Source organism: Flavobacterium sharifuzzamanii (assembly GCF_003254585.1).
GTDB lineage: Bacteria > Bacteroidota > Bacteroidia > Flavobacteriales > Flavobacteriaceae > Flavobacterium > Flavobacterium sharifuzzamanii.
This window is the reverse complement of sequence record NZ_QJGZ01000041.1, coordinates 241215-263633: the sequence shown is the minus strand read 5'-3', so window position 1 is coordinate 263633 and position 22419 is coordinate 241215. Positions and strand designations below refer to the sequence as shown.

The following is a 22419-nucleotide window of genomic DNA, read 5'->3' as shown; positions in this document are numbered from 1 at the left end:
ATACAATGAGCAAAAAAGCATTCATATTCGATCTTGACGGAGTGATCGTTGATACCGCTAAATACCACTTTTTGGCTTGGCAGAAAATTGCCAAATCGTTAAATATCAATTTTACACATGAAGACAACGAACTTCTAAAAGGTGTTAGCCGTGTTCGTTCGTTAGACATTATACTTGGGTTAGGAAATGTTCAAGCCACTCAAGAACAAAAAGATCAATGGTTAATTCAAAAAAATGAAGACTACTTATCTTATTTAGTTGACATGGATGAAAGTGAGGTTCTTCCAGGAGTTTTAAAAATTCTAAAACTATTAAAAGATAAAAACCAAGGAATTGCATTGGGTTCTGCCAGTAAAAATGCAAGACCAATTTTAGAAAAAACAGGGGTTCTGTCTTACTTCGATATTATTGTTGACGGAAATGATGTTAGCAATGCAAAACCAGATCCTGAAGTATTCTTAAAAGCGGCTCAATTATTAAACATTGATCCAAAAAATTCAATCGTATTTGAAGATTCTGTTGCCGGAATTCAGGCAGCAAACATCGCAGAAATGGTAAGTGTGGGAATTGGTGAGGAAACAATTTTACATGAAGCTGATCACATTTTTAAAGATTTCACCCAAATCGAAACAAGCTTTATTGAAGAGTTAATTGGATAGTTAGAAAATGTGTCAATGAGATAATTCTTCTCATCGACAAATATTCTAATGCAGCAATTACTCAAATGAATGTAAAAAGTTAATAAGAAACCAAGGCAATTATCTAATTACCAAATTGCCGAATTATCTAATTTAAAAGATGAACCAAGATTATATAAAACCAGACAATTGGTCTATTATTGAAGAAGGATTTGATGCAGAGAGAGTAAAATCTTCTGAGAGTCTTTTTAGTATCGGAAACGGCGCTATGGGACAGCGTGCAAATTTTGAAGAAACCTATTCTGCGGAAACTTTCCAAGGAAGTTATATTGCTGGAATTTACTATCCAGACAAAACAAAAGTGGGCTGGTGGAAAAACGGGTATCCGAAATATTTTGCTAAAGTATTAAATGCTCCAAATTGGATAGGAATTGATATTGAAATCAACGAGGAAAACCTTGATTTAAATACGTGTACCGAAGTTAGAAACTTCCGCAGAGAATTGAATATGAAAGAAGGATGGTACAATCGTTCTTTTGAAGCAGTTCTAAAAAACGGAACTGAAATCGCTGTAAACGTTCGTCGTTTTCTTTCATTAGATTTAGACGAAGCTGGAGTGATCAAATACGATATTACACCTTTAAACAAAGATGCAAAAATCGTTTACAAACCGTATATCGACGCTGGTGTAACCAATGAAGATGCCAACTGGGAAGAAAAATTCTGGGAACCTCTTGAAGTAAAAAAAGGCACAAACGAAGCTTTTGTAACGGCTCAAACTTTCAAAACGCATTTCAAGGTTACGACTTTCATGCACAATACGATTTTTGCTAACGGAGAAAATGCAAATATTTCACCGTCAACAATAGATTCAACTGTAGATAAAGTTCAGTACACTTACGGAACTATTATTGCAAAAGGGCAAACCTCAACAATTCAAAAAATTGGCGGATATACCGTTTCTTTAAACCACGAAAACACTTTGGCTGGAGCCGAAAAAGTAATCAAATCTGCTGTTGCTTTAGGATATGAAACCTTACTTCAAAACCAAATTGATGCTTGGGCAAAAGTTTGGGAAATGTCAGATATTACAATTGAAGGTGATGTAAAAGCACAACAAGGAATTCGTTTTAATATTTTCCAATTAAACCAAACGTATTCAGGAAAAGATTCTCGTTTAAACATTGGTCCAAAAGGTTTTACTGGAGAAAAATATGGCGGATCGACTTATTGGGATACTGAAGCTTATTGTATTCCATTTTATATGGCTACAAAAGATCAACAAGTTGCAAGAAACTTGTTGACATACCGTTACAATCAATTAGACAAAGCGATTGAAAATGCTAAAGATAATTTAGGTTTCAAAAACGGTGCTGCATTATACCCGATGGTGACCATGAATGGTGAAGAATGCCACAACGAATGGGAAATCACGCACGAAGAAATCCACAGAAATGGTGCGATTGCATTTGCAATTTATAATTATAACCGCTACACGGGAGATTACTCTTATATTCCAGAAAAAGGTTTAGAAGTTTTAATCGGAATTGCTCGTTTTTGGCATCAAAGAGCTTCGTTTTCTAACGAAAAAAATCAATATGTAATTCTTGGAGTTACAGGTCCAAACGAATACGAAAACAACATCAACAATAATTTCTACACCAATTATATTGCAAAATGGTGTATTGATTTTGCTGCTGAACAAATCGAAAAAGTAGCTTCAGAATATCCTGCAGATCACAAACGTGTTTTGGAAAAAGTAAATCTTTCATCTGAAGAAATCAAAGAATGGAAGAAAGTAGCTGATAATATGTATTTCCCAGTTTCTGAAAAACTTGGAATCTATTTACAGCAAGATGGTTTCTTAGACAAAGATTTAGTTCCAGTAAAAGATCTAGATCGTTCACAGCGTCCAATTAACCAAAAATGGTCTTGGGATCGCGTTTTACGTTCGCCTTACATCAAACAAGCCGACGTTTTACAAGGTTTCTATTTCTTCGAAGATCATTTTTCTAAAGAAGAATTAAAACGCAATTTCGAATTTTATGAATCATTTACGGTTCATGAAAGTTCGCTTTCGCCTTGCGTACACTCGATTCAGGCTGCAGCTTTAGATAAAATGGACATGGCATATACATTTTATTTAAGAACTTCTCGTTTGGATTTGGACGATTATAATAAAGAAGTGGAAGAAGGTTGCCATATCACGTCAATGGCCGGTACATGGATGAGTATCGTGGAAGGCTTTGGAGGAATGCGTGTTAAAAATGACCAGCTTCATTTCTCTCCAAAAATCCCAAAAGAATGGAAAGGCTACTCTTTTAAAATTAATTTCAGAAATCAAATTTTAAAAGTAGCTGTAAATCACAACGAAACAACTTTTACTGTAGACGGCGATCAAGATTTAACAATTATCGTAAATGGAAATCCTGTAATTGCAAGTAAATTTGTACAAATAAATTAAATACAATACTCTAAAAATCAAAAAACATGAAAAACTTATTTTTCGCAAGTTTAATTTTGTTTGCGTTTAGCTCCGTTGCAAAAGCGCAGCAATTAAAATCACCCGAAGGAAAGTTCGTAATGGAATTTTCTCTTCAAAACGACGGAACTCCAACGTACAATTTAAAATACAAAAACAAAGAAGTTGTAAAAACCAGTAAACTAGGTCTTGAACTTAAAGATGACAAAAAATCTTTGTTGAACGACTTTACAATCACTGATACTAAGACTTCAACTTTTGATGAAACTTGGAAACCAGTTTGGGGAGAAGTAGATCACATCAGAAATCATTATAATGAATTGGCTGTAACTTTAAACCAAAAAAGTACAGACAGACAAATCGTTATCCGTTTCCGTTTATTCGACGACGGACTTGGATTTAGATATGAATTCCCAGCGCAAAAGAATCTTACTTACTTTGTAATCAAAGAAGAAAGATCTCAATTTGCTATGACTGGAGATCATACTGCTTTCTGGATTCCAGGAGATTATGACACTCAGGAATACGATTATACAAAATCAAAATTATCTGAAATTAGAGGTTTATCTGAAAAAGCATATACAGCAAACGTTTCTCAAAAATCTTTTTCACCAACAGGAGTTCAGACTTCTTTGATGTTAAAAACTGCTGACGGAATTTACATCAACTTACACGAAGCGGCTTTGATTGACTATTCTTGTATGCACTTGAATTTAGATGATAAAAACTTGGTTTTCGAATCTTGGTTAACTCCAGATGCAAAAGGAGACAAAGGGCATATGCAAGCTCCAAATTACTCTCCTTGGAGAACGATTATCGTGAGCGATGATGCTAGAGAAATCTTAGCTTCAAAAATGACTTACAACTTAAACGATCCATCAAAAATTGAAAATACTTCTTGGATTAAACCAGTAAAATACGTTGGTGTTTGGTGGGAAATGATTACAGGAAAAAGCTCTTGGTCTTATACTAATGACTACCCAACAGTTCAATTGGGCGTTACTGATTTCGCGAAAGCAAAACCAAACGGAACTCACGGTGCAAACAATGCTAACGTAAAAAAATACATTGACTTCGCTGCTGCAAATGGTTTCGACGCTGTTTTGGTTGAAGGATGGAACGAAGGCTGGGAAGACTGGTTTGGACATTCAAAAGATTATGTTTTTGATTTCTTGACGCCTTACCCGGATTTTGATGTAAAAGGTCTTCACGAATACGCAAAATCTAAAGGTGTAAAAATCATCATGCACCACGAAACTTCTGGATCTGTTCGTAATTACGAGCGTCACATGGATGCTGCTTACAAATTCATGAACGATAACGGGTATGATGCTGTAAAAAGTGGTTACGTAGGTGATATTTTACCAAGAGGCGAAAACCACTACAGCCAATGGATTGTAAACCACTATCAATACGCTATAGAAAAAGCAGCTGATTACAAAATTATGGTGAACGCTCACGAAGCAGTTCGCCCAACAGGAATTGCAAGAACTTATCCTAACTTAATTGGAAACGAAGCAGCAAGAGGAACAGAATACCAAGCTTTTGGAGGCTCTAAACCAAATCACGTAACGGTTTTACCATTTACACGTTTAATTGGTGGTCCAATGGATTATACTCCGGGAATCTTCGAAATGGATATCAGCAAAATGAATCCTGAAAACAAATCGCATGTAAACAGTACATTGGCTAACCAATTAGCTTTATACGTTACAATGTACAGTCCATTACAAATGGCTGCTGATACTCCAGAAAACTACAACCGTTTTCCAGATGCATTCCAATTTATTAAAGATGTAGCTGTAGATTGGTCAGAAAGTAAATATATCGAGGCTGAGCCAGGAGATTTCATCACTGTTGCGCGTAAAGCAAAAGGAACAAACAACTGGTTCGTTGGAAACGTAAACGGAGAAACTTCTCGTACTTCAAACATCGATTTCAGCTTCCTTGAAAAAGGTAAAAAATACACCGCAACAATTTATGCTGATGCAAAAGATGCGCATTACAAAACTAATCCGCAGGCTTATACTATCAAAAAAATTGCTGTAACAAACAAATCAAAATTATCTCAGTTTTCTGCTCCTGGAGGAGGTTATGCGATAAGCATTATTGAAAACAAATAATTTTTTTGAAGACAAGTAATTTTCCCCCATAATTACTTGTCTTTTTTTTAATCCTTTATAGTTGTCCTGCAAGGTTTCAAAAACCTTGTAGGTCTTCTACAACTTTACTCAATTTGATATACCTACAAGGTTTTTGAAACCTTGCAGGAAATCGAACTAAAAACAAAAACTATGAACAGCCTAAAAATAAACCATCATATCTTTAGATTAATCCTAATGGTTTTGTTGTTTTCCGCTTCCGCGAAAGCGCAAATCCAAAAAGTAGAACCGCCATTTTGGTACACAGGAATGAAAAATTCGGAACTGCAGATTATGTTCTACGGAAAGAATATTGCACAATATGAAGCTTCGGTTTCTAATAATGTGTCAATCAAAAATGTTGAGAAAACAGAAAATCCAAACTATCTTTTCGTAACCATAGACACAAAAGACGTAAAGGCTTCTGAATTGGTTTTCTCTTTCAAAAACAAAAATAAAGTTGCTTTTACTCAAAAATATGCTCTTAAAGAAAGAAGAGCAAATTCAGCAGAACGAAAAAGTTACGACGCCTCTGACCTGATTTACCTAATTATGCCGGATCGTTTTGCGAATGGAAATCCGAAAAACGATAGCGATGCTTCTTTAACTGAAAAAGGAAACCGTCAAGACCCAAGTGGACGTCACGGTGGCGATATCGAAGGAATCATCAAAAACCTAGATTATATTTCGTCTCTTGGCGCGACTACAATCTGGAGCACGCCTTTATGCGAAGACAACGACAAACAACATTCATATCATACGTACGGACAATCTGATGTTTATAAAATAGATCCTCGTTACGGAACTAATGACGATTACGCTCGTTTATCGGCAGAAATGCACAAAAAGAACATGAAACTGGTTATGGATTATGTTACCAATCACTGGGGAATTACACACTGGATGATGAAAGATATTCCAACTAAAACTTGGTTCAATCAATTCGAAACTTTCACACAAACGCATCACCGTCGTGAAGTAATTACCGATATTCATGCTTCAAAAATAGATCAGGAAGTTTGTGTTGATGGATGGTTTGTACCTTCAATGCCAGACTTGAATCTTAGAAATCCTTTGGTTGCAAAATACTTAACTCAAAACGCTATTTGGTGGATTGAATTTGCAAATCTTGATGGTTTCAGAGTTGATACTTATAATTACTCAGATAAAACGGCAATGGCAAATTGGGCAAAATCTATTACAGATGAATATCCGAATTTTAATATTGTAGGTGAAATCTGGATGCACAATCAGGCGAATTTAGCTTTTTGGCAGAAAGACAGTAAAATTGGAGCAATTGAAAACTACAATTCAAATCTTCCAAGTGTAATGGATTTTACACTTCAAAGTCAGATTACTTCTGCTTTTAACGAAAATGAACCAAGCTGGGACAATGGATTGATAAAATTCTACAACAATTTTGCAATGGATTTTTTATATCCAAACACCAATAATATTTTGGTTTTTTCCGAAAATCATGATACAGATCGTATGAACGAAAAGTTCAAATATGACCTTCCAAAATACAAACTGGCAATGACTTTATTGGCAACAGTTCGCGGAATCCCACAAATTTATTATGGTTCAGAAATCGGAATGGGTGGTGATAAAGGCAAAGGCGGAGATGCCGATATTCGTCAGGATTTCCCAGGCGGATGGGCTGGAGATAAAAACAACGCTTTCACCAAAGAAGGAAGAACTGCAGAACAAGCAGCTTACTTTGATTTCAGTGCAAAATTATTCAACTGGAGAAAAACAAACGAAGCGGTTCATTTTGGAAAAATGACACATTACATTCCAGAAAATAACACGTATGTATATTTCAGATATACTGATAATAAAACGGTTATGGTAGTTTTCAATAACAATGCAAAAGAACAGGTTGTAAAAACAAATCGTTTTAGAGAAAGCATCAAAAACTACAAATCAGGAAAAGATGTTATCACAGGAAAAACATTCGATTTAGCTTCTGAAATTACTTTAGAACCAAAATCGGCTTTGGTTTTAGAATTGGAATAAAGCTTAACCGCGAAGTTCGCAGTATCTTTTTGCCACAGATTATAAAGATTAGCACAGATTTGTTTGCCACTAATTTCACTAATTTTCACAAATTTAAATATGATAAATTAATTCGTGGAGATTCGTGTAATTCGTGGCAAAAGAAAAAAATCATTTTAATCTGTGTAATCTGTGGCTATTTTTTTTCAACATGATGTTTATCTAAAAAACTCTTAAAGAATGAAAAAATACACTTTCCTTTATCTATCTTTAGTATTCTTAATAATGGGTTGTTCTGGCTCAAAATCAGTTACAATGAATAATACTTCAAAGACACCTTTCGTTTGGGAAGGAGCAAATGTTTATTTTTTACTTACAGATCGTTTTTACAACGGAGACACTTCAAACGATGTCAATTTCAACCGAACCAAAACTCCCGGAAAATTACGCGGATTTGAAGGCGGTGACATCATCGGAATCACTAAAAAAATCGAATCTGGATATTTTGAAAAATTAGGAATTAATGCCATTTGGCTTACGCCGATTGTCGAGCAGATTCACGACGGCGTTGATGAAGGAACTGGATTGAGTTATGGTTTTCACGGTTATTGGGCAAAAGATTGGACCGCCTTAGATCCCAACTTTGGAACAAAAGAAGACTTAGCAAATCTCGTTAAAAAAGCACACGAAAAAGATATCAGAATAATTCTGGATGGCGTAATTAATCATACTGGCCCAGTAACTCCCGAAGATCCTGTTTGGCCTTCAGATTGGGTTAGAACGGGCGTTGTCTGCGATTATAAATCGTTTGAAAATACTACAATGTGTACTTTGGTTGACAATCTTCCAGATATTAGAACTGAAAGTGTACAAGAAGTTGAACTCCCTTCTCTTTTAATTGAAAAATGGAAAAAAGAAGGCCGTTACGAAAAAGAAATTGCTTCTCTTGACGAATTCTTTAAAAGAACAGGTTACCCAAGAACTCCGAAATATTACATCATAAAATGGCTTACAGATTACATTCTGGAATTTGGAATTGACGGCTACCGTGCCGATACTGTAAAACACACTGAAGAAGCCGTTTGGGCCGATTTCAAAAAAGAATGTGATTACGCTTTTGAAACTTGGAAAAAACATCATCCTTTACAAGTTTTAGATCAAAATCCGTTTTATACTATTGCCGAAGTTTACGGTTACGGGATTAGCGGCGGACAGGATTATGATTTTGGAGATCGAAAAGTCAATTATTTTCAAAATGGTTTCAACAGCATGATCAATTTTGAATTTAAATGGAATGCTGCTCAAAACGATTATGAAGGTTTATTTTCTAAATATTCAAACGCTTTAAATAATGATTTAAAAGGATATTCTGTCCTTAACTATATGTCTTCTCATGACGATGGACAGCCTTTTGATGCCAACAGAACAAAAAGCATTGAAACAGCCAATAAACTATTGCTTTCTCCTGGAATGTCTCAGGTTTATTATGGAGACGAATCGGCAAGATCTTTAGTTATTGAAGGAACGCAAGGCGATGCAACATTACGCTCCAATATGAATTGGACGGATATTCAGAACAATCCTGAAACACAAAAAACACTTTTGCATTGGCAGAAATTAGGTCAGTTTAGACGAAACCATCCAGCTGTTGGAGCTGGAGTTCATCAACTGATTAATCCGTATCCTTATACTTTTTCTAGAACATTTACAAAAGGTTCTTTTACAGATAAAGTAGTTATGGGAGTAGATTTACCAAAAGGCAGAAAAGAACTTCCTGTTGGCAATATCTTTCCAAACGGAACAAAACTTAAAGATGCTTATTCAAATCAAGAAGTTGAGGTTGTTGATGGAAAAGTGATTATCGACAATGATTTTGATATAGTTTTATTAGAGATGATTTAACTGCAAGGAACGCTAAGATTTACGCGATGTTCGCAAAGGTTTTTAGCCACAGATTATTAGGATTAAAAGGATTTTTAAAAATCTGTGCTAATCTTTATAATCTGTGGCTAACTTTTTTTATAATCCTTATGACCTTTGCGTAAAACTTTGCGACCTTTGCGGTTAAACTCGTAACAAATGCTTAAAATTGGACATCGAGGTGCTAAAGCCTACGAACCTGAAAATACTTTACAAGCTTTTCAAAAAGCATTAGACTTAAATTCAGACGGAATCGAACTAGATGTTCATTTGAGCTCTGACGGATACATAATCGTAATTCACGACGAAACCATCGACCGAACCACTAATGGAAAAGGTCTTGTAAATGATTTTACTTTAGCAGAATTAAAATCATTTTTAATTGATGGAAAATATCAAATCCCAACTTTAAATGAAGTTTTTGATTTGGTTGACAAAAAGTGCCTCATCAATATTGAATTAAAAGGTTTAGGAACTGCCCCAAAAGTTGTCAGTTTAATTGAAGAATATATTGCAGAAAAAAACTGGAATTACAATCAATTTATCATTTCAAGTTTTAATTGGAATATGTTGGAGGAAACATCAAACCTAAACCCGAATATCCCAATTGGTGTTTTAACAGAAGAAAATATAGATACTGCTTTGGCTTTCGCCGAAAAAATAAAAGCAAAAGCCATAAATCCTGATTTTCAATTATTGAATATTGAAAATGTTCATCAAATGCAGGAAAAAGGATTCTTAGTTTTACCATGGACAGTAAACACAGAAGAAGACATTCAAAAAGTAAAAAGTTATCAAGTAAACGGAATTATCTCTGATAATCCAGATAAAATATAAAGTATAAAATTTTTAGCCACAGATTATTAGGATTAAAAGGATTTTTTCTTTTGCCACAAATAACACGAATTTCCACGAATTAATTTATTCGTATTTAAATTTGAGAAATCTGTGTTAATCATTTTATCCCGATAGCTATCGGGAGTGGCAGAAAAAAAATTAGTGCCAATTCGTGTAATTAGTGGCAACCAAAAAAAATATGATCAAAAATTTCGACATAATAATTGTTGGCGGAGGCGCTGCAGGTTTTTTTACTGCAATTAATATTGCAGAGAAAAATCCGAAACTGAAAATTGCCATTTTAGAAAGAGGAAAAGAAGTCCTTTCTAAAGTCCGCGTTTCTGGTGGCGGACGATGCAACGTTACGCACGCTTGTTTTGAACCCAACGAATTAGTAAAGTTTTATCCACGCGGCGAAAAAGAACTTCGAGGACCATTTCATCAATTTTGTTCGGGAGATACAATTGAATGGTTCGAAAAGCACGGCGTAGAATTAAAAATCGAAGAAGACGGACGAATGTTTCCAGTTTCCAATTCGTCACAAACCATTATTGATTGTTTCTTAAAAGCAACAGAAAAATTAGGCATAAAAGTTTTGACAGGACAAAGCGTACAATCCATTTTCAAAAAAGAAAATCATTGGAAAATTGATACACAAAGTGATAATTATGCTGCCGAAAAATTGGTAATGGCAACTGGAAGTAACCCTAAAATCTGGGAAATGCTTCAGGAGCACGGACACGCAATTGTAAGCCCTGTTCCTTCCCTATTTACTTTCAATATAAAAGATTCAAGAATTAAAGAATTACCTGGAGTTGCGGCACAAGTTACCGTAAATGTAAAAGATACCAAACTAGAATCTACAGGTCCTTTATTAATCACGCATTGGGGAATGAGCGGTCCAGCGATTTTAAAACTTTCGGCTTGGGGCGCACGCATTTTACATGATAAAAATTATCAGTTTACCATTTTTGTTAATTGGCTAAATGATGTTGATTTTGAAGATGCAGAAAATATTCTAAAAGATTTAAAACAAGAACACGCTAAAAAAGCCGTTTCGAAAAAATCTCCTTTTGATTTTCCGAATCGTTTATGGGAAAGTTTGGTTCTGGCTTCGGGAATTGATTCTGAAACGAAATGGGCGGATTTATCTAAAATTCAATTGCAAAATCTGACTTCACAATTAACAAAAGCCGAATTTAAAGTAAACGGAAAAAGTACTTTTAAAGAAGAATTTGTAACGGCTGGCGGAATCGATTTAAAAGAAATCAACTTCAAAACCATGGAAAGCAAAATTCATGAAAACCTTTATTTTGCTGGTGAAATTGTAAATATAGACGCTATTACAGGCGGATTTAATTTTCAGAATGCTTGGACAAGCGGATTTATTCTGGCTCAAAATATTTAATACAAAATGAAATTTAAAGGAATTATTTTTGATTTAGACGGTACACTAGTAGATTCATTACACGATATCTCAGATGCGATGAATAAAGTGCTTACCGCTCTAAGTTACCCAACACATGATTACGATACTTACCAATATTTTATCGGAAGTGGTTTACGAAATTTGGTAAGCAAAGCTTTGCCCGCTTCAAACAGTTCTGATGATGAAATCGAAAGTTGTTTTGAATGCATGGTTGATGAATACTCAAAAATCTGCACATTGAAAACAAAACCTTATGACGGAATTGTTGAATTGCTTGAAAAACTGACATCGCAAAACATCAAAATGGCAGTTTTCTCCAACAAAGCCGACGAATTGACGAAGAAAATAGCCTACGAATTATTTCCAAAGCAATTCGATACAGCGATTGGATTAAGTACGGAAGCACTTAAGAAACCAAATCCGTTTGAAGCAATTGAAATCAGTAAAAAATGGAATTTAAAACCAGAAGAAATCCTATTTGTCGGCGATTCTGATATTGATATGAAAACGGCAGTAAATGCCAATATGTTTCCTGTTGGTGTAACTTGGGGGTATAGAACGGAAGATGAATTGAAATCTAGCGGAGCAAAAATGGTTATTAATAATGCTTCGGAACTGATTGCTATTTTATAAAATCATGAATCCCTCTTTAAAAAAACAAATACAATCAATCGCTTCGTTTTCTGAAAATGAAATTGAGACAATTGCTTCTTGTTTTGAATATGAAAGATTTACAGCTAAAGAATTTCTTTCTTCAATGGGAAAAACCAGCAGTAAAATCTTTTTTATTGTCGCAGGTCTAGCTCGTGTTTATTACTTAAAAGACGGAAAAGAAATTACCACTTATTTAAGTTGTGACGAAGGTTTTATTGCTTCATATTCTAGCTTCATAAATCAATCTCCTTCTTTTGAAAATATTCAATGTATTGAAGATTGTGAAGTGCTTTCGATTACTTTCGAAAAAATGCAGTTTTTGTATAATGAAATTCCGAATTGGGAACGCGTTGGAAGAATTTTGGCAGAACAAAATTACCTTTGCATGGCAGATCGCGTTTTAAAACTGCAAATGATTCCAGCTAAAGAAAAATACCAGACTTTTTTATCTTCGGCTCCAGCCAAAATAATTCAACGAACACCTTTAATTTATATCGCTTCTTTTCTCGGAATTACGCCCGAATCTTTAAGCAGAATCCGTCAGGACATTTCTTAACATTTATCAAGTGTATTGAAAAACCGAATTCGAATCTTTGTCAAAATAAAATTTGAAAAAGATGAAGAATATTGCCAAAGACGTTTACCAAATTCCATTATTTCCAAGAAATGCTATCAATTGTTATTTGACTGAAGATGTTTTAATCGATGCCGGAATTCGCAGTTCTGCAAATACTATTTTAAAGGCTTTAAAAGATAAATCAATAACAAAGCACGCGCTGACACACGCTCATGCCGATCATCAAGGAAGCAGTAAAATAATCTGCGAAACCTTTAATATTCCTCTTTTATGCAGTGAACCTGAAAAAGCATTTGCAGAAAACGGAAATGTAATTACAGAATACCCAAATCCGAATCATATCATTTCGAAATTTCAGAAGAATTTCTGGGCAGGAAAAGGACATCCAGTTTCTCAAACCTTAAAAGAAGGCGATCAAATTGGCGGATTCACGGTTATTGAAACTCCAGGACATTCACGAGGTCACATCTCATTTTTTAGAGAAAAAGATGGCGTTTTAATCGTTGGAGATGTTATGATCAATATGAACTTATTGACAACCAAAGTAGGCTTGCATGAACCTCCCCATTTATTTACCACTGATAAAGAAACCAATAGAAAATCTATTCTCAAATTGGCTTCTCTAAAACCAAAAATACTTTGTTTTGGTCACGGACCTGTTTTATTTAATAATGGACAACTGGAAAAATTTGTTCAAAATACGCGATAGCTTTATTAACAAGAATTTACATATTCTGTAAGTTTTCGTTAAGAGTATTCTAATAATTTTACTCTCAACTAATTAATCCTATATGAGAGTAAAATTACTTACCACAATTTCTATTTTCACTTATCAGCTAAGCGTTTCTCAAACGGAAAAAATATTAAACGGAAAAGTGCTTTCGCAAAATATTCCGCTTAATAAAGTAGAGGTAATTAATAAAACTGCTAAGACCAGCACGAGAACAAACGAACTTGGCGAATTTTCGATTCTGGTAAGACCGCAAGATAGTGTGTTGTTTTTCTCTAAAGATTACTTTTTTAAAAGGCTAAAAATTTCACAGGAAAATATAGATCAGAACAATATTGTGGTGAATATGATTTTGAAACCAGAAGAACTAGATGAGGTCTTAATAACAAACATAAAATTTCCTCACGTAGGTCCTACTGCAGAAGTTTCAGATTCGATTGCATTACAGAGAGCTTCTCGCGATTTACGGAAATACACTGGAGTTTATGACGGCTCCATTTCAAATGGAATGAATTTTGGCGCTATGGGCGCAGGCCTTCTAAGTTTGTTTAAAAAAGAAGACAGCACCAATAAAAAACCTAAAAAGAAAACTCCCGAATTAGATTTCAAAACATTCATGGAAGCAACATGCCCTCTGGATTTCTTTACAAAAGACTTAAAATTAAATCCAAATGAAAAGGCTCTTTTTCTAGAATTTTGTTCCGCTGATCCACAATCAGAAGTTATTCTAAAACAAAAAAATCTACTTTATACAATGGATTTTTTATATGCTAAAAATGAAGAATTTAAGAAACTGAAAACGGAGATTAAAAATTAAAAAACTACTTGTTTAACCACCAAATACTAGCATTCAGAACAGTTGCAAATCCAACCCAAGCTAAATACGGAATCAATAAATAACCTGCAGTTTTATTGATTTTGATGAATTTTAAATACGTTTCATAAATCATTAACCATAAAAGCACGATTTCGATTAAAGCCAGCATCGGATTTTTTAGTCCGAAGAATAAATAAGACCAAATTGAATTTAAAATCAATTGAATGATAAAAAACAGCAATGCTTTTTTAACTTCTTCTGTATTTTCTTTTATTCTGTCCCAAACTAATGCAGCCGCAATTGCCATTAGAATATAAATTACAGTCCAAACTGGCATAAAAACCCAATTCGGCGGATTAAAAACTGGTTTTTCCAGCATGACATACCAAGTCTCTATACTTGGCTTTGTAACCAATCCCGCAGAATATCCTACTGTTAAACAAATTACTAAAGCTATAGCGATTTTGACGAACTTATTCATTGTATCAAATTTTGAATTCAAAAATAGTCAAAAGAAAAGTTTAAACCATTATGGATAAAAAATTATCCCTTTATGGCGAAAAAACTATCTTTGCCAAAATTTTGTAATTCATGTTAACAGCAGCTGATTTTATACCAAATCCATATACTTCAACAATCGAAAACGGAAACTTTGAATGGAGCGCTCCAAGCAACATTGCGTTAGTGAAATACTGGGGGAAAAAAAACAACCAGATTCCAGCAAATCCTTCTGTAAGTTTTACTTTGAATAATTGTAAAACGATTACGAAATTGGCTTTTTCTAAAAAAGACGCTTCGACTCCGCCTAGCGGGACAAATAGTTTTTCTTTTGATTTACTTTTTGAAGGAAAACCAAAAGAAGATTTCAAGCCAAAAATTCAGAAGTTTTTAGAAAGAGTTGAAGTTTATCTGCCTTTTTTGAAAGAATATCATTTTACAATTGATACTCAAAATACTTTTCCGCATAGTTCGGGAATTGCTTCTTCGGCTTCTGGAATGGCGGCTTTGGCAATGAATTTTATGAGTTTGGAAAGAAAATTGAATCCAGAAATGACTGATGATTATTTCTATCAAAAAGCTTCATTTCTAGCTCGTTTAGGTTCAGGAAGTGCTTGCCGAAGTGTAAAAGGAAATGTAGTAGTTTGGGGAAATCAGGCTAATATCGAAGGAAGTACAGATTTATTTGGAGTTGAATTTCCGTATACAATTCACGAGAACTTCAAGAATTATCAAGATACCATTTTATTGGTTGACAAAGGCGAAAAACAAGTTTCTAGTACGGTTGGGCACGATTTAATGCACAACCATCCGTATGCAGAAAGACGTTTTGCACAAGCACACGAAAATCTGGATAAATTAATCGCCATTTTTGAAAACGGAGATTTAGAAGAATTTATCAAAGTTGTAGAAAGTGAAGCATTGACGCTGCATGCTATGATGATGACATCAATGCCTTATTTTATTTTGATGAAACCAAACACGCTTCAAATCATAAACGCAATCTGGAAATTTAGAAATGAAACCAAGATTCCAGTATGTTTTACGCTTGATGCTGGAGCAAATGTTCATGTACTTTATCCTGAAAACGTTAGCGAAAAAGTATTACAATTTATTCAGAGTGAATTAGTTGTTTTTTGTCAGAATGGTCAGTACATTTGCGACAAAATTGGAAGCGGCGCGATTGCATTATAATTTTCCGTATCTTTAGTTAAATTTTTGGTTATGGACATTCAATTAGAAAAACGCGAAGCGATGGAGATGTTGAAAAAAACTGATGATCCTTCAATCATTATGGCAGTTGCAAAATTGCTTAGAAAAAATAAAAAAGATTGGTGGGACGATTTGACTGATCAACAAAAAGAAGATATAGCTCAAAGTGAATTAGAATTTGAAAGAGGAGAATTTACGAGCTATGAGGATGTGATGAAAAAATACAGATAGTGGATCTTAAAGTAAGTTTTTCAAAAACAGCGGAGAAAAATTTAGATTCAGTTTTAAAGTTCATTGAAGCAAGATGGTCAGAAAAATCAAAAAAGATGTTTATTGTCAAATTTGAAAAAGCAATTTCAATAATGGTGATGAATCCAGAGATTTTTCCAAAATCATCTGTAAACAAAAAATATCGAAAATGCGTTATAACAAAACAATCAAGTCTGTTATATAGTTTTAGCGCAAATGAAATCAGAATTCATAATATTTTCGATACCAGGCAAAACCCAAATAAAATTAAGAAAGACATTAAATAAATCATGAAAGGACCACTATTTTACTCAAAAATATTACTCTTTGGAGAATACGGAATTATCCGCGACTCTAAAGGACTTTCTATCCCTTATAACTTTTACAATGGCGCTTTAAAAAAATCTGAAGAGCCTACAGAAGAAGCGATTTCATCAAATAGAAGCTTAAGAAGTTTTGCTTCTTATCTTGAAGTGCTACATACTCAGCAGCCAGAATTGGTTACTTTCGATTTAGACACTTTAAAAAATGATGTTGAAACTGGAATGTACTTCGATTCTAGTATTCCACAAGGATACGGTGTTGGAAGCAGCGGTGCACTTGTTGCAGCTATTTATGATAAATATGCTACCAACAAAATTACTGTTCTGGAGAATTTGACTCGTGAAAAATTATTACACCTAAAAAATATATTTTCTCAAATGGAAAGCTTTTTCCACGGAAAAAGCTCTGGTTTAGATCCTTTAAACAGCTATTTGAGTATTCCAATCCTGATTAATTCTAAAGATAACATTGAAGCAACTGGAATTCCGACTCAGAGTTTTGACGGAAAAGGTGCTGTCTTTTTATTAGATTCAGGAATTGTGGGCGAAACTGCTCCAATGGTTAGCATTTTTATGGAAAACTTAAAAGATAAAGGTTTCCGTGCCATGCTTAAAAACCAGTTTGTGAAATATACAGATGCTTGCGTAGAAAACTTCCTGCACGGCGATATGAAATCTTTGTTTACCAATACTAAAAAGCTTTCTAAAGTTGTTTTAAATCATTTTAAACCAATGATCCCAGAACAATTTCACGGAATCTGGCAACACGGAATTGACACAAACGATTATTACCTAAAACTTTGCGGTTCTGGCGGTGGTGGTTACATTCTTGGTTTTACCGAAGATTTAGAAAGAGCCAAAGCATCCTTAAAAGACTACAAATTAGAGGTCGTTTATCAGTTTTAAAGTTAAACCTCTTAAAATATTGCTATTGAATACCGTTTCCTAAACATTTAATCTTAAAAAATTATTGCCTATGAAAAGTATTTTAAAGATTCTCAAAGCAACTTTTTTAGGAGGAATTCTGTTCTTAGTACCGCTGGTTGTACTATTAATTGTTTTGGAAAAAGGATATGGTCTTGTACAAAAGACTACACTGCCACTTGTAAGCACTTTACCAAAAGTAAGCGTTTTAGGCCTTGCAATTCAGGAGCTTGTTGGAATATTAATCATAATCCTAATTTGTTTTATTGCTGGATTATTGGCAAAAACGGCAGCTGCTGAAAAATTAGTTCAGAAATTAGAAGATGGTATTTTAAGTTTTGTCCCTGGTTATTCATTTATGAAAAGCATGAATGAAAACATATTAGGTTTAGAATCTAAAGACGATTTAAAAGTAATTTTAGTTCCTACAGATGCTGGTTTGCAATTTGCTTTTTTAATAGAGCAAGTCAGTGATGAGAAATTTACAGTTTTTATACCGGATGCTCCAAATCCGTGGAGCGGATCGGTGGTTTTTGTAGATAAAAAAGATATCACAGAAATTGACATTACACAAAAACAAGCTTTAGCCTGTATTCGAAAATTAGGTTATGGATCTGAAGAATTGTTAAAAAACAAGCTCTAGTTTTCAGAATCAAAAAATATACTTTAACTTCCCTAAATCAAATCAATCCTACCCTATCATCTATGTTAAGCAGACAACAAAAACTTTTAGTAATGAAAATTGTTAGTCTGTTCTCTGTAGTTCGAGGTTACAATATTCCTATCATTGTTTTAGCACAATATTTATCAGCAATTTTTATACTTGCTCCAGAAATTAGAGCACTAGATATCTTGCTTGATTTTCATTTGTTTTTAATTGTCTTTGCTTCCGCTATTACAATTGCTTCGGGATATATCATCAATAATTTTTACGACAGCCAAAAGGATTTAATTAATCGCCCGAATAAATCAATGTTGGATCGTTTGGTCAGTCAGAAAACTAAATTGAATGTTTATTTCAGTTTGAATTTTCTTGCTGTTCTAATGGCTTTTATAGTTTCATGGAGAGCTTTTTTATTCTTTTCGGGCTATATTTTTATGATTTGGTTTTATTCGCATAAAATTAAAAAGTATCCAATTATTGGGAATTTAATGTCAGCATTACTTGCTGTAACTCCGTTTTTTGCCATTTTACTATACTTCTACAATAAAATTTCGTTTGAAGAACTTGAGAATCACATGAGTCATTTTGTGGTGATTTCTGCGCATGCTGTTTTCTTATTTCTGCTTTTATTGATTCGCGAAATGATAAAAGATCTTGAAAATCTAAAAGGCGATTTAGTAACCGATTATAGAACAATTCCTGTTTTATATGGCGAAAAAATTTCGAAACAAATCATTACAGCTTTAACTTTTTTAACCATTGTGCCTGTGTATGTTTTGGTCAACATACACGATGTAGGTTATATGGACATCTATTTTTATGTATGTTTTGGAGTACTGCTTTTCTTCCTAATTTATTTATGGCAATCCAATTCTAAAGAACAGTTTTTAAGGCTTCATAATGTTTTAAAATTCCTGATTGTTTCTGGCGTTTTTTGCATTGTACTGATTAACCCTAGTGTTTTATGGCACGGAAAGGAATTGATTTCTAATTACTAAAATCTTTTTAGTTTTCTCGCAGATCTGGCAGATTTATCAGATTTTTTCTTTCGTGTAGCTATCGGGATTGCTAATCTATGTGTAATAACAATCTTTAAAAGAAGCCAATTGTTTGATTTTAGCCCCGAGTGAAGTGGAAATCTTTTTATTTTTTTCTTTAAAAAATAAAAAATTGAAACGAAAAGCGGGAAACCATGTCTCAAAAAAAGCCAATTGCATTGCTCCTGAACATTTTAAAATAAAGTGCTATTAATCTAAGAACATTGAACTTAAGATTTATTAGCAGGAAAAAACTATCTTTGCACAAATTAATGATTCTATGAACAACAAGGAAGGCAACAATAAAAGAGGCGGATCGAGACCAAATAGCTCACGATCAAACTCTAACAAGCCAAAACCTCCTATGGCTAAGCGCGCGCAAGGGCCTAAAAAAGTAAAACCTGAAGTTAAAGCTGCTCAGGAAGCTGCTGCTGAAAAATTTAGAAAACAAAATCAGCCTGCTAAGAGACAAAAAGCTTCAGATGAAATTCGTCTAAACAAATACATCTCTAATTCTGGTGTTTGTTCTCGTCGTGATGCCGACATTTATATTCAGTCTGGAAACGTTAAAGTTAACGGTACTGTAGTTACAGAAATGGGTTATTTGGTAAAACTGAATGATGTTGTAAACTTTGACGGCGTTACACTAACTCCTGAAAAGAAAGAATATATTTTATTAAACAAACCTAAAAACTTCACGACTGCCCTAGATGAAGGCCAGGAATATCGTAACGTTCTAGAACTTGTCCGTGGTGCTACAAATGCAAAAATTGCTGCTGTCGGAAGAATGGACAAGAATACAACTGGTTTGCTTTTGTTTACAAACGACACTGATATGATTCGTAAATTTACATTGCCGAATCAGAAATCGTCTAAAATCTATCAGGTTTCTTTAGACAAAAACTTGAAATTTGAAGATTTAGAAAAAATCAGCAAAGGTTTAGTTCTAGATGGACACCGCGTTTTTGTTGAAGAAGTAAGCTATATTGATAACGAACCAAAAAGCGAAGTTGGTCTTAAACTGCGTACTGCTAACGTAAAAGTGGTGCGTTCTATTTTTGAATCTTTCGAATATAATGTTTTAAGAATTGACCGTGTTTCATTTGCTGGATTGACCAAAAAGAATCTTCCTCGCGGAAACTGGCGCTTTTTGACCGACCAAGAAATTATCAATTTGAAAAACGTTTAAGCGTTTTTCAAATTAAGCCATAATAAATCCTGTTTTCCTTCTTGAAAATGGGATTTTTTATTTTTAAAAACTAAAGAAATTATGTCCGAAAAGGGTGAAAATAGATCTTCCGATAGATTGGTTTTTATCTTCTACTGTTTCGTAATTTGAAAAACCTAGGATGATTTTGATTCCGGGCGGAATGCTGTTTAAAATATCTCTTTTTTGATCTTCTAAAAGGAGTTTTAAACTTTCTATTAATTGAAGATTGTATCTTAAATAAGACATTACAAGTAATGCTGAAAAGTTAAGTATTTCTCTGGCTGTTTCGCTTTTAATGCCAACTTCATTAGAAACCATTTCTGAAATTCTGCCTTTTTTATTAGAGAACAATTCTTTCAGCAATACATTTCCTTCTAAACGGTAACAGTCATCGACTGATAAAATTCTGCCTGCATTAAAATCTACTTCTTGGTAAAAAGTGGAATCTTCTTGGATTAGTGAAACAATTTCGGAGTAAAAATCAGATTCTTCGGCTTTGTTGTAGAGTCCCATCAAAATTGTGCCGATCGAGACATCTATTCCCTTGATTAAAAGTGCATCATTTTCAAAATAAAACTTGTTTAACTTGGAGACAACATTAGAAGAAATAAAGCGTCTAAGTTCAATTTGTAGGTTTGGGGTCATACTCATAACTTAAAAAATGATTATTTATACTTATTTAAAATAACCGATAAAGTGAGGCTTTTCATCGATTATCGTGATAAAAATATAAAATATTTTAACATTTCCAAAAATTAAGTTAAAAATTTAGGTAGTCGATTTTCAAGCATTTAGCCCTAAAAAATAGGAAAATGAGGAAATATAAAGCTTGGCGTAACTTATAAGATACAAAACTTATTTTTAAAATTTTAAGAGTTTTTTTTCAAAAAATCAAAAATATAAGAAAAAGCTTAAAGTCAAAATTACCATTTAGAAAATAAGCTGCCTATTTTGCCATAGGACAGTCAAGAAAATCCCGAGATAAATTACTGAAAAAAAGAAGTTCACAAAACTCGAAGCTAAGAATCCGAGAACAGAACCCGTAGCAGCTTTTAGCGCACGTTTGTGATTTTGAGAATCGTATAATAATTCACCAACAAGTGCTCCAACAAACGGCCCTATGATGATTCCAAACGGAATAGGCGCTACAATCCCTACAATCAAACCAATGTTAGTTCCCCAGACTCCATAAGAGCTTCCTCCAAACTTTTTGGTTCCCTTAGATGGAATCACATAATCCAAAATTGTAATCGTTACCATCAAAACAAAAGTGACTCCTAGAATCCAGTAATTATTTTCTACTGCTTTGGTCAGATACAGCAACAGTAACCCTACCCAGCAACTTGATAATCCAGGTAAGACAGGAAGAAAACTCCCAAAAACACCCACAACTACGCATATAAAACCCAACAGAACTAAAAGTAAATCCATATCATTTTTATCAATTTATTTTTACAAATTACTACTTTATTTTTTTTCGCACAAACCTTAAAATATGTATCTTTAAAGTATGGAAGATTCATAACAGCGGTAAGCTTCGCAAAAAAAATCGTATTTTTGTTCATTCATTCAATTTTAAAACTTTGAGGCAGTTTTTCCCTTTTTTTATATGTATTCTTTTTAATTCTTGTCAATATTTTGAGAAGCAGGTTCCGTCTGAAAAAGAGCTACTTCAAAAAGAATTAAAATCAATTAATTGGAAAGAAGTTGACGAATATCCTTCTGTTCCAAATTGCGATAAAATTGCCGATAAAAAAAAGCGCCAGCAATGTTTTTTTGAGGTCATGTCAAACCTTATACAAGAAAAATTAAACGTTGATACTCTTTCTATATTATATCCAGAATTAGACACAATAGAAGTCAAAGTAACTGTTTTTCCAAACTCGACTATGAAGTTCGAACCTCAGTTTCCAAAAGACTCTGTGGCTTATGACACCATAAAGATTGACAGTATTCTACATGCGCGTCTAGTCGATTTCCCAAAAGTAAATCCGGCAATAAAACGTGGAATTCCTGTAAAAACGCAATTTATTCTACCTGTTATTATAAAAGCAAAAGACGATAAATAGTTTTATAAGA

21 protein-coding genes are annotated in these 22419 nt (G+C 33.8%); 18 read left to right on the top strand and 3 right to left on the bottom strand.

Annotated elements, in window-relative coordinates:
• Window positions 1-5: 5 nt before the first annotated feature.
• The 11 genes from pgmB (at window position 6) to DMA14_RS18375 (ending at window position 14223) form a co-directional block, all read left to right on the top strand.
• Window positions 6-659, top strand: a complete 654-nt coding sequence (gene pgmB / locus DMA14_RS18425; RefSeq protein WP_111426025.1) for a beta-phosphoglucomutase — start codon at window positions 6-8, stop codon at window positions 657-659.
• Window positions 660-798: 139 nt separating this feature from the next.
• Window positions 799-3102 (top strand): glycoside hydrolase family 65 protein, encoded by a 2304-nt coding sequence (locus tag DMA14_RS18420; protein ID WP_111426024.1) that lies wholly within the window; start codon window positions 799-801, stop codon window positions 3100-3102.
• 26 nt (window positions 3103-3128) lie between these two features.
• A complete protein-coding gene (locus tag DMA14_RS18415) occupies window positions 3129-5243 on the top strand; it encodes a glycoside hydrolase family 97 protein (protein WP_111426023.1) in 2115 nt (704 codons plus the stop codon).
• Window positions 5244-5414: 171 nt separating this feature from the next.
• Window positions 5415-7280 (top strand): glycoside hydrolase family 13 protein, encoded by a 1866-nt coding sequence (locus DMA14_RS18410; RefSeq protein ID WP_111426022.1) that lies wholly within the window; start codon window positions 5415-5417, stop codon window positions 7278-7280.
• Window positions 7281-7499: 219 nt separating this feature from the next.
• The gene (locus DMA14_RS18405) at window positions 7500-9161 is read left to right on the top strand and encodes an alpha-amylase family glycosyl hydrolase (protein WP_111426021.1); all 1662 of its coding nucleotides are present in this window, start codon (window positions 7500-7502) and stop codon (window positions 9159-9161) included.
• Between the two features lie 177 nt (window positions 9162-9338).
• On the top strand, window positions 9339-10016 hold the full coding sequence (locus DMA14_RS18400) for a glycerophosphodiester phosphodiesterase (protein WP_111426020.1): 678 nt from the start codon (window positions 9339-9341) through the stop codon (window positions 10014-10016).
• A gap of 199 nt (window positions 10017-10215) precedes the next feature.
• The gene (locus DMA14_RS18395; protein WP_111426019.1) at window positions 10216-11424 is read left to right on the top strand and encodes a BaiN/RdsA family NAD(P)/FAD-dependent oxidoreductase; all 1209 of its coding nucleotides are present in this window, start codon (window positions 10216-10218) and stop codon (window positions 11422-11424) included.
• Between the two features lie 6 nt (window positions 11425-11430).
• Window positions 11431-12078, top strand: a complete 648-nt coding sequence (locus DMA14_RS18390) for an HAD family hydrolase (RefSeq protein ID WP_111426018.1) — start codon at window positions 11431-11433, stop codon at window positions 12076-12078.
• 4 nt (window positions 12079-12082) lie between these two features.
• Window positions 12083-12655 (top strand): Crp/Fnr family transcriptional regulator, encoded by a 573-nt coding sequence (locus DMA14_RS18385; protein WP_111426017.1) that lies wholly within the window; start codon window positions 12083-12085, stop codon window positions 12653-12655.
• Between the two features lie 61 nt (window positions 12656-12716).
• A complete protein-coding gene (locus tag DMA14_RS18380; protein WP_111426016.1) occupies window positions 12717-13385 on the top strand; it encodes an MBL fold metallo-hydrolase in 669 nt (222 codons plus the stop codon).
• Between the two features lie 82 nt (window positions 13386-13467).
• Entirely contained in the window at window positions 13468-14223 is a 756-nt protein-coding gene (locus DMA14_RS18375; RefSeq protein ID WP_111426015.1) for a hypothetical protein, read from the top strand.
• A gap of 4 nt (window positions 14224-14227) precedes the next feature.
• Here DMA14_RS18375 and DMA14_RS18370 read toward each other — a convergent pair whose 3' ends face one another.
• On the bottom strand, window positions 14228-14704 hold the full coding sequence (locus tag DMA14_RS18370) for a TspO/MBR family protein (protein ID WP_111426014.1): 477 nt from the start codon (window positions 14702-14704) through the stop codon (window positions 14228-14230).
• 110 nt (window positions 14705-14814) lie between these two features.
• Between DMA14_RS18370 and DMA14_RS18365 the strand changes: the two genes are divergently transcribed.
• The 6 genes from DMA14_RS18365 to DMA14_RS18335 all read left to right on the top strand — a co-directional run bounded on the left by DMA14_RS18365 (window position 14815) and on the right by DMA14_RS18335 (window position 20319).
• Window positions 14815-15915 (top strand): diphosphomevalonate/mevalonate 3,5-bisphosphate decarboxylase family protein, encoded by a 1101-nt coding sequence (locus tag DMA14_RS18365; RefSeq protein ID WP_111426013.1) that lies wholly within the window; start codon window positions 14815-14817, stop codon window positions 15913-15915.
• A gap of 30 nt (window positions 15916-15945) precedes the next feature.
• On the top strand, window positions 15946-16164 hold the full coding sequence (locus tag DMA14_RS18360; RefSeq protein WP_095928167.1) for a hypothetical protein: 219 nt from the start codon (window positions 15946-15948) through the stop codon (window positions 16162-16164).
• A gap of 308 nt (window positions 16165-16472) precedes the next feature.
• Window positions 16473-17411 (top strand): mevalonate kinase family protein, encoded by a 939-nt coding sequence (locus tag DMA14_RS18350; protein ID WP_111426011.1) that lies wholly within the window; start codon window positions 16473-16475, stop codon window positions 17409-17411.
• 70 nt (window positions 17412-17481) lie between these two features.
• Window positions 17482-18072 (top strand): DUF502 domain-containing protein, encoded by a 591-nt coding sequence (locus DMA14_RS18345; protein WP_111426010.1) that lies wholly within the window; start codon window positions 17482-17484, stop codon window positions 18070-18072.
• A gap of 62 nt (window positions 18073-18134) precedes the next feature.
• Complete coding sequence (locus DMA14_RS18340; RefSeq protein WP_111426009.1) at window positions 18135-19091, top strand: geranylgeranylglycerol-phosphate geranylgeranyltransferase; 957 nt, start codon at window positions 18135-18137, stop codon at window positions 19089-19091.
• Between the two features lie 319 nt (window positions 19092-19410).
• Window positions 19411-20319: a pseudouridine synthase gene (locus tag DMA14_RS18335; RefSeq protein WP_111426008.1), complete on the top strand. Its 909-nt coding sequence runs from the start codon at window positions 19411-19413 to the stop codon at window positions 20317-20319.
• Window positions 20320-20382: 63 nt separating this feature from the next.
• Here DMA14_RS18335 and DMA14_RS18330 read toward each other — a convergent pair whose 3' ends face one another.
• Window positions 20383-20985, bottom strand: coding sequence for a DUF937 domain-containing protein (locus DMA14_RS18330; protein ID WP_008466405.1), 603 nt, complete (start codon window positions 20983-20985; stop codon window positions 20383-20385).
• Between the two features lie 285 nt (window positions 20986-21270).
• Window positions 21271-21771: a DUF456 domain-containing protein gene (locus DMA14_RS18325; RefSeq protein ID WP_111426007.1), complete on the bottom strand. Its 501-nt coding sequence runs from the start codon at window positions 21769-21771 to the stop codon at window positions 21271-21273.
• A gap of 152 nt (window positions 21772-21923) precedes the next feature.
• Here DMA14_RS18325 and DMA14_RS18320 point away from each other — a divergent pair, with 152 nt between their 5' ends.
• Window positions 21924-22409, top strand: a complete 486-nt coding sequence (locus DMA14_RS18320; protein WP_111426006.1) for a hypothetical protein — start codon at window positions 21924-21926, stop codon at window positions 22407-22409.
• The last annotated feature ends 10 nt before the right edge of the window (window positions 22410-22419 follow it).

Coding starts and splice junctions, on each gene's coding strand:
- DMA14_RS18335 (WP_111426008.1), top strand. CDS start 19,411: ATGAACAACAAGGAAGGCAACAATAAAAGAGGCGGATCGAGACCAAAT.
- DMA14_RS18340 (WP_111426009.1), top strand. CDS start 18,135: ATGTTAAGCAGACAACAAAAACTTTTAGTAATGAAAATTGTTAGTCTG.
- DMA14_RS18390 (WP_111426018.1), top strand. CDS start 11,431: ATGAAATTTAAAGGAATTATTTTTGATTTAGACGGTACACTAGTAGAT.
- DMA14_RS18325 (WP_111426007.1), bottom strand. CDS start 21,771: ATGGATTTACTTTTAGTTCTGTTGGGTTTTATATGCGTAGTTGTGGGT.
- DMA14_RS18385 (WP_111426017.1), top strand. CDS start 12,083: ATGAATCCCTCTTTAAAAAAACAAATACAATCAATCGCTTCGTTTTCT.
- DMA14_RS18395 (WP_111426019.1), top strand. CDS start 10,216: ATGATCAAAAATTTCGACATAATAATTGTTGGCGGAGGCGCTGCAGGT.
- DMA14_RS18360 (WP_095928167.1), top strand. CDS start 15,946: ATGGACATTCAATTAGAAAAACGCGAAGCGATGGAGATGTTGAAAAAA.
- DMA14_RS18410 (WP_111426022.1), top strand. CDS start 5,415: ATGAACAGCCTAAAAATAAACCATCATATCTTTAGATTAATCCTAATG.
- DMA14_RS18370 (WP_111426014.1), bottom strand. CDS start 14,704: ATGAATAAGTTCGTCAAAATCGCTATAGCTTTAGTAATTTGTTTAACA.
- DMA14_RS18420 (WP_111426024.1), top strand. CDS start 799: ATGAACCAAGATTATATAAAACCAGACAATTGGTCTATTATTGAAGAA.
- pgmB (WP_111426025.1), top strand. CDS start 6: ATGAGCAAAAAAGCATTCATATTCGATCTTGACGGAGTGATCGTTGAT.
- DMA14_RS18365 (WP_111426013.1), top strand. CDS start 14,815: ATGTTAACAGCAGCTGATTTTATACCAAATCCATATACTTCAACAATC.
- DMA14_RS18405 (WP_111426021.1), top strand. CDS start 7,500: ATGAAAAAATACACTTTCCTTTATCTATCTTTAGTATTCTTAATAATG.
- DMA14_RS18375 (WP_111426015.1), top strand. CDS start 13,468: ATGAGAGTAAAATTACTTACCACAATTTCTATTTTCACTTATCAGCTA.
- DMA14_RS18350 (WP_111426011.1), top strand. CDS start 16,473: ATGAAAGGACCACTATTTTACTCAAAAATATTACTCTTTGGAGAATAC.
- DMA14_RS18345 (WP_111426010.1), top strand. CDS start 17,482: ATGAAAAGTATTTTAAAGATTCTCAAAGCAACTTTTTTAGGAGGAATT.
- DMA14_RS18400 (WP_111426020.1), top strand. CDS start 9,339: ATGCTTAAAATTGGACATCGAGGTGCTAAAGCCTACGAACCTGAAAAT.
- DMA14_RS18415 (WP_111426023.1), top strand. CDS start 3,129: ATGAAAAACTTATTTTTCGCAAGTTTAATTTTGTTTGCGTTTAGCTCC.
- DMA14_RS18330 (WP_008466405.1), bottom strand. CDS start 20,985: ATGACCCCAAACCTACAAATTGAACTTAGACGCTTTATTTCTTCTAAT.
- DMA14_RS18380 (WP_111426016.1), top strand. CDS start 12,717: ATGAAGAATATTGCCAAAGACGTTTACCAAATTCCATTATTTCCAAGA.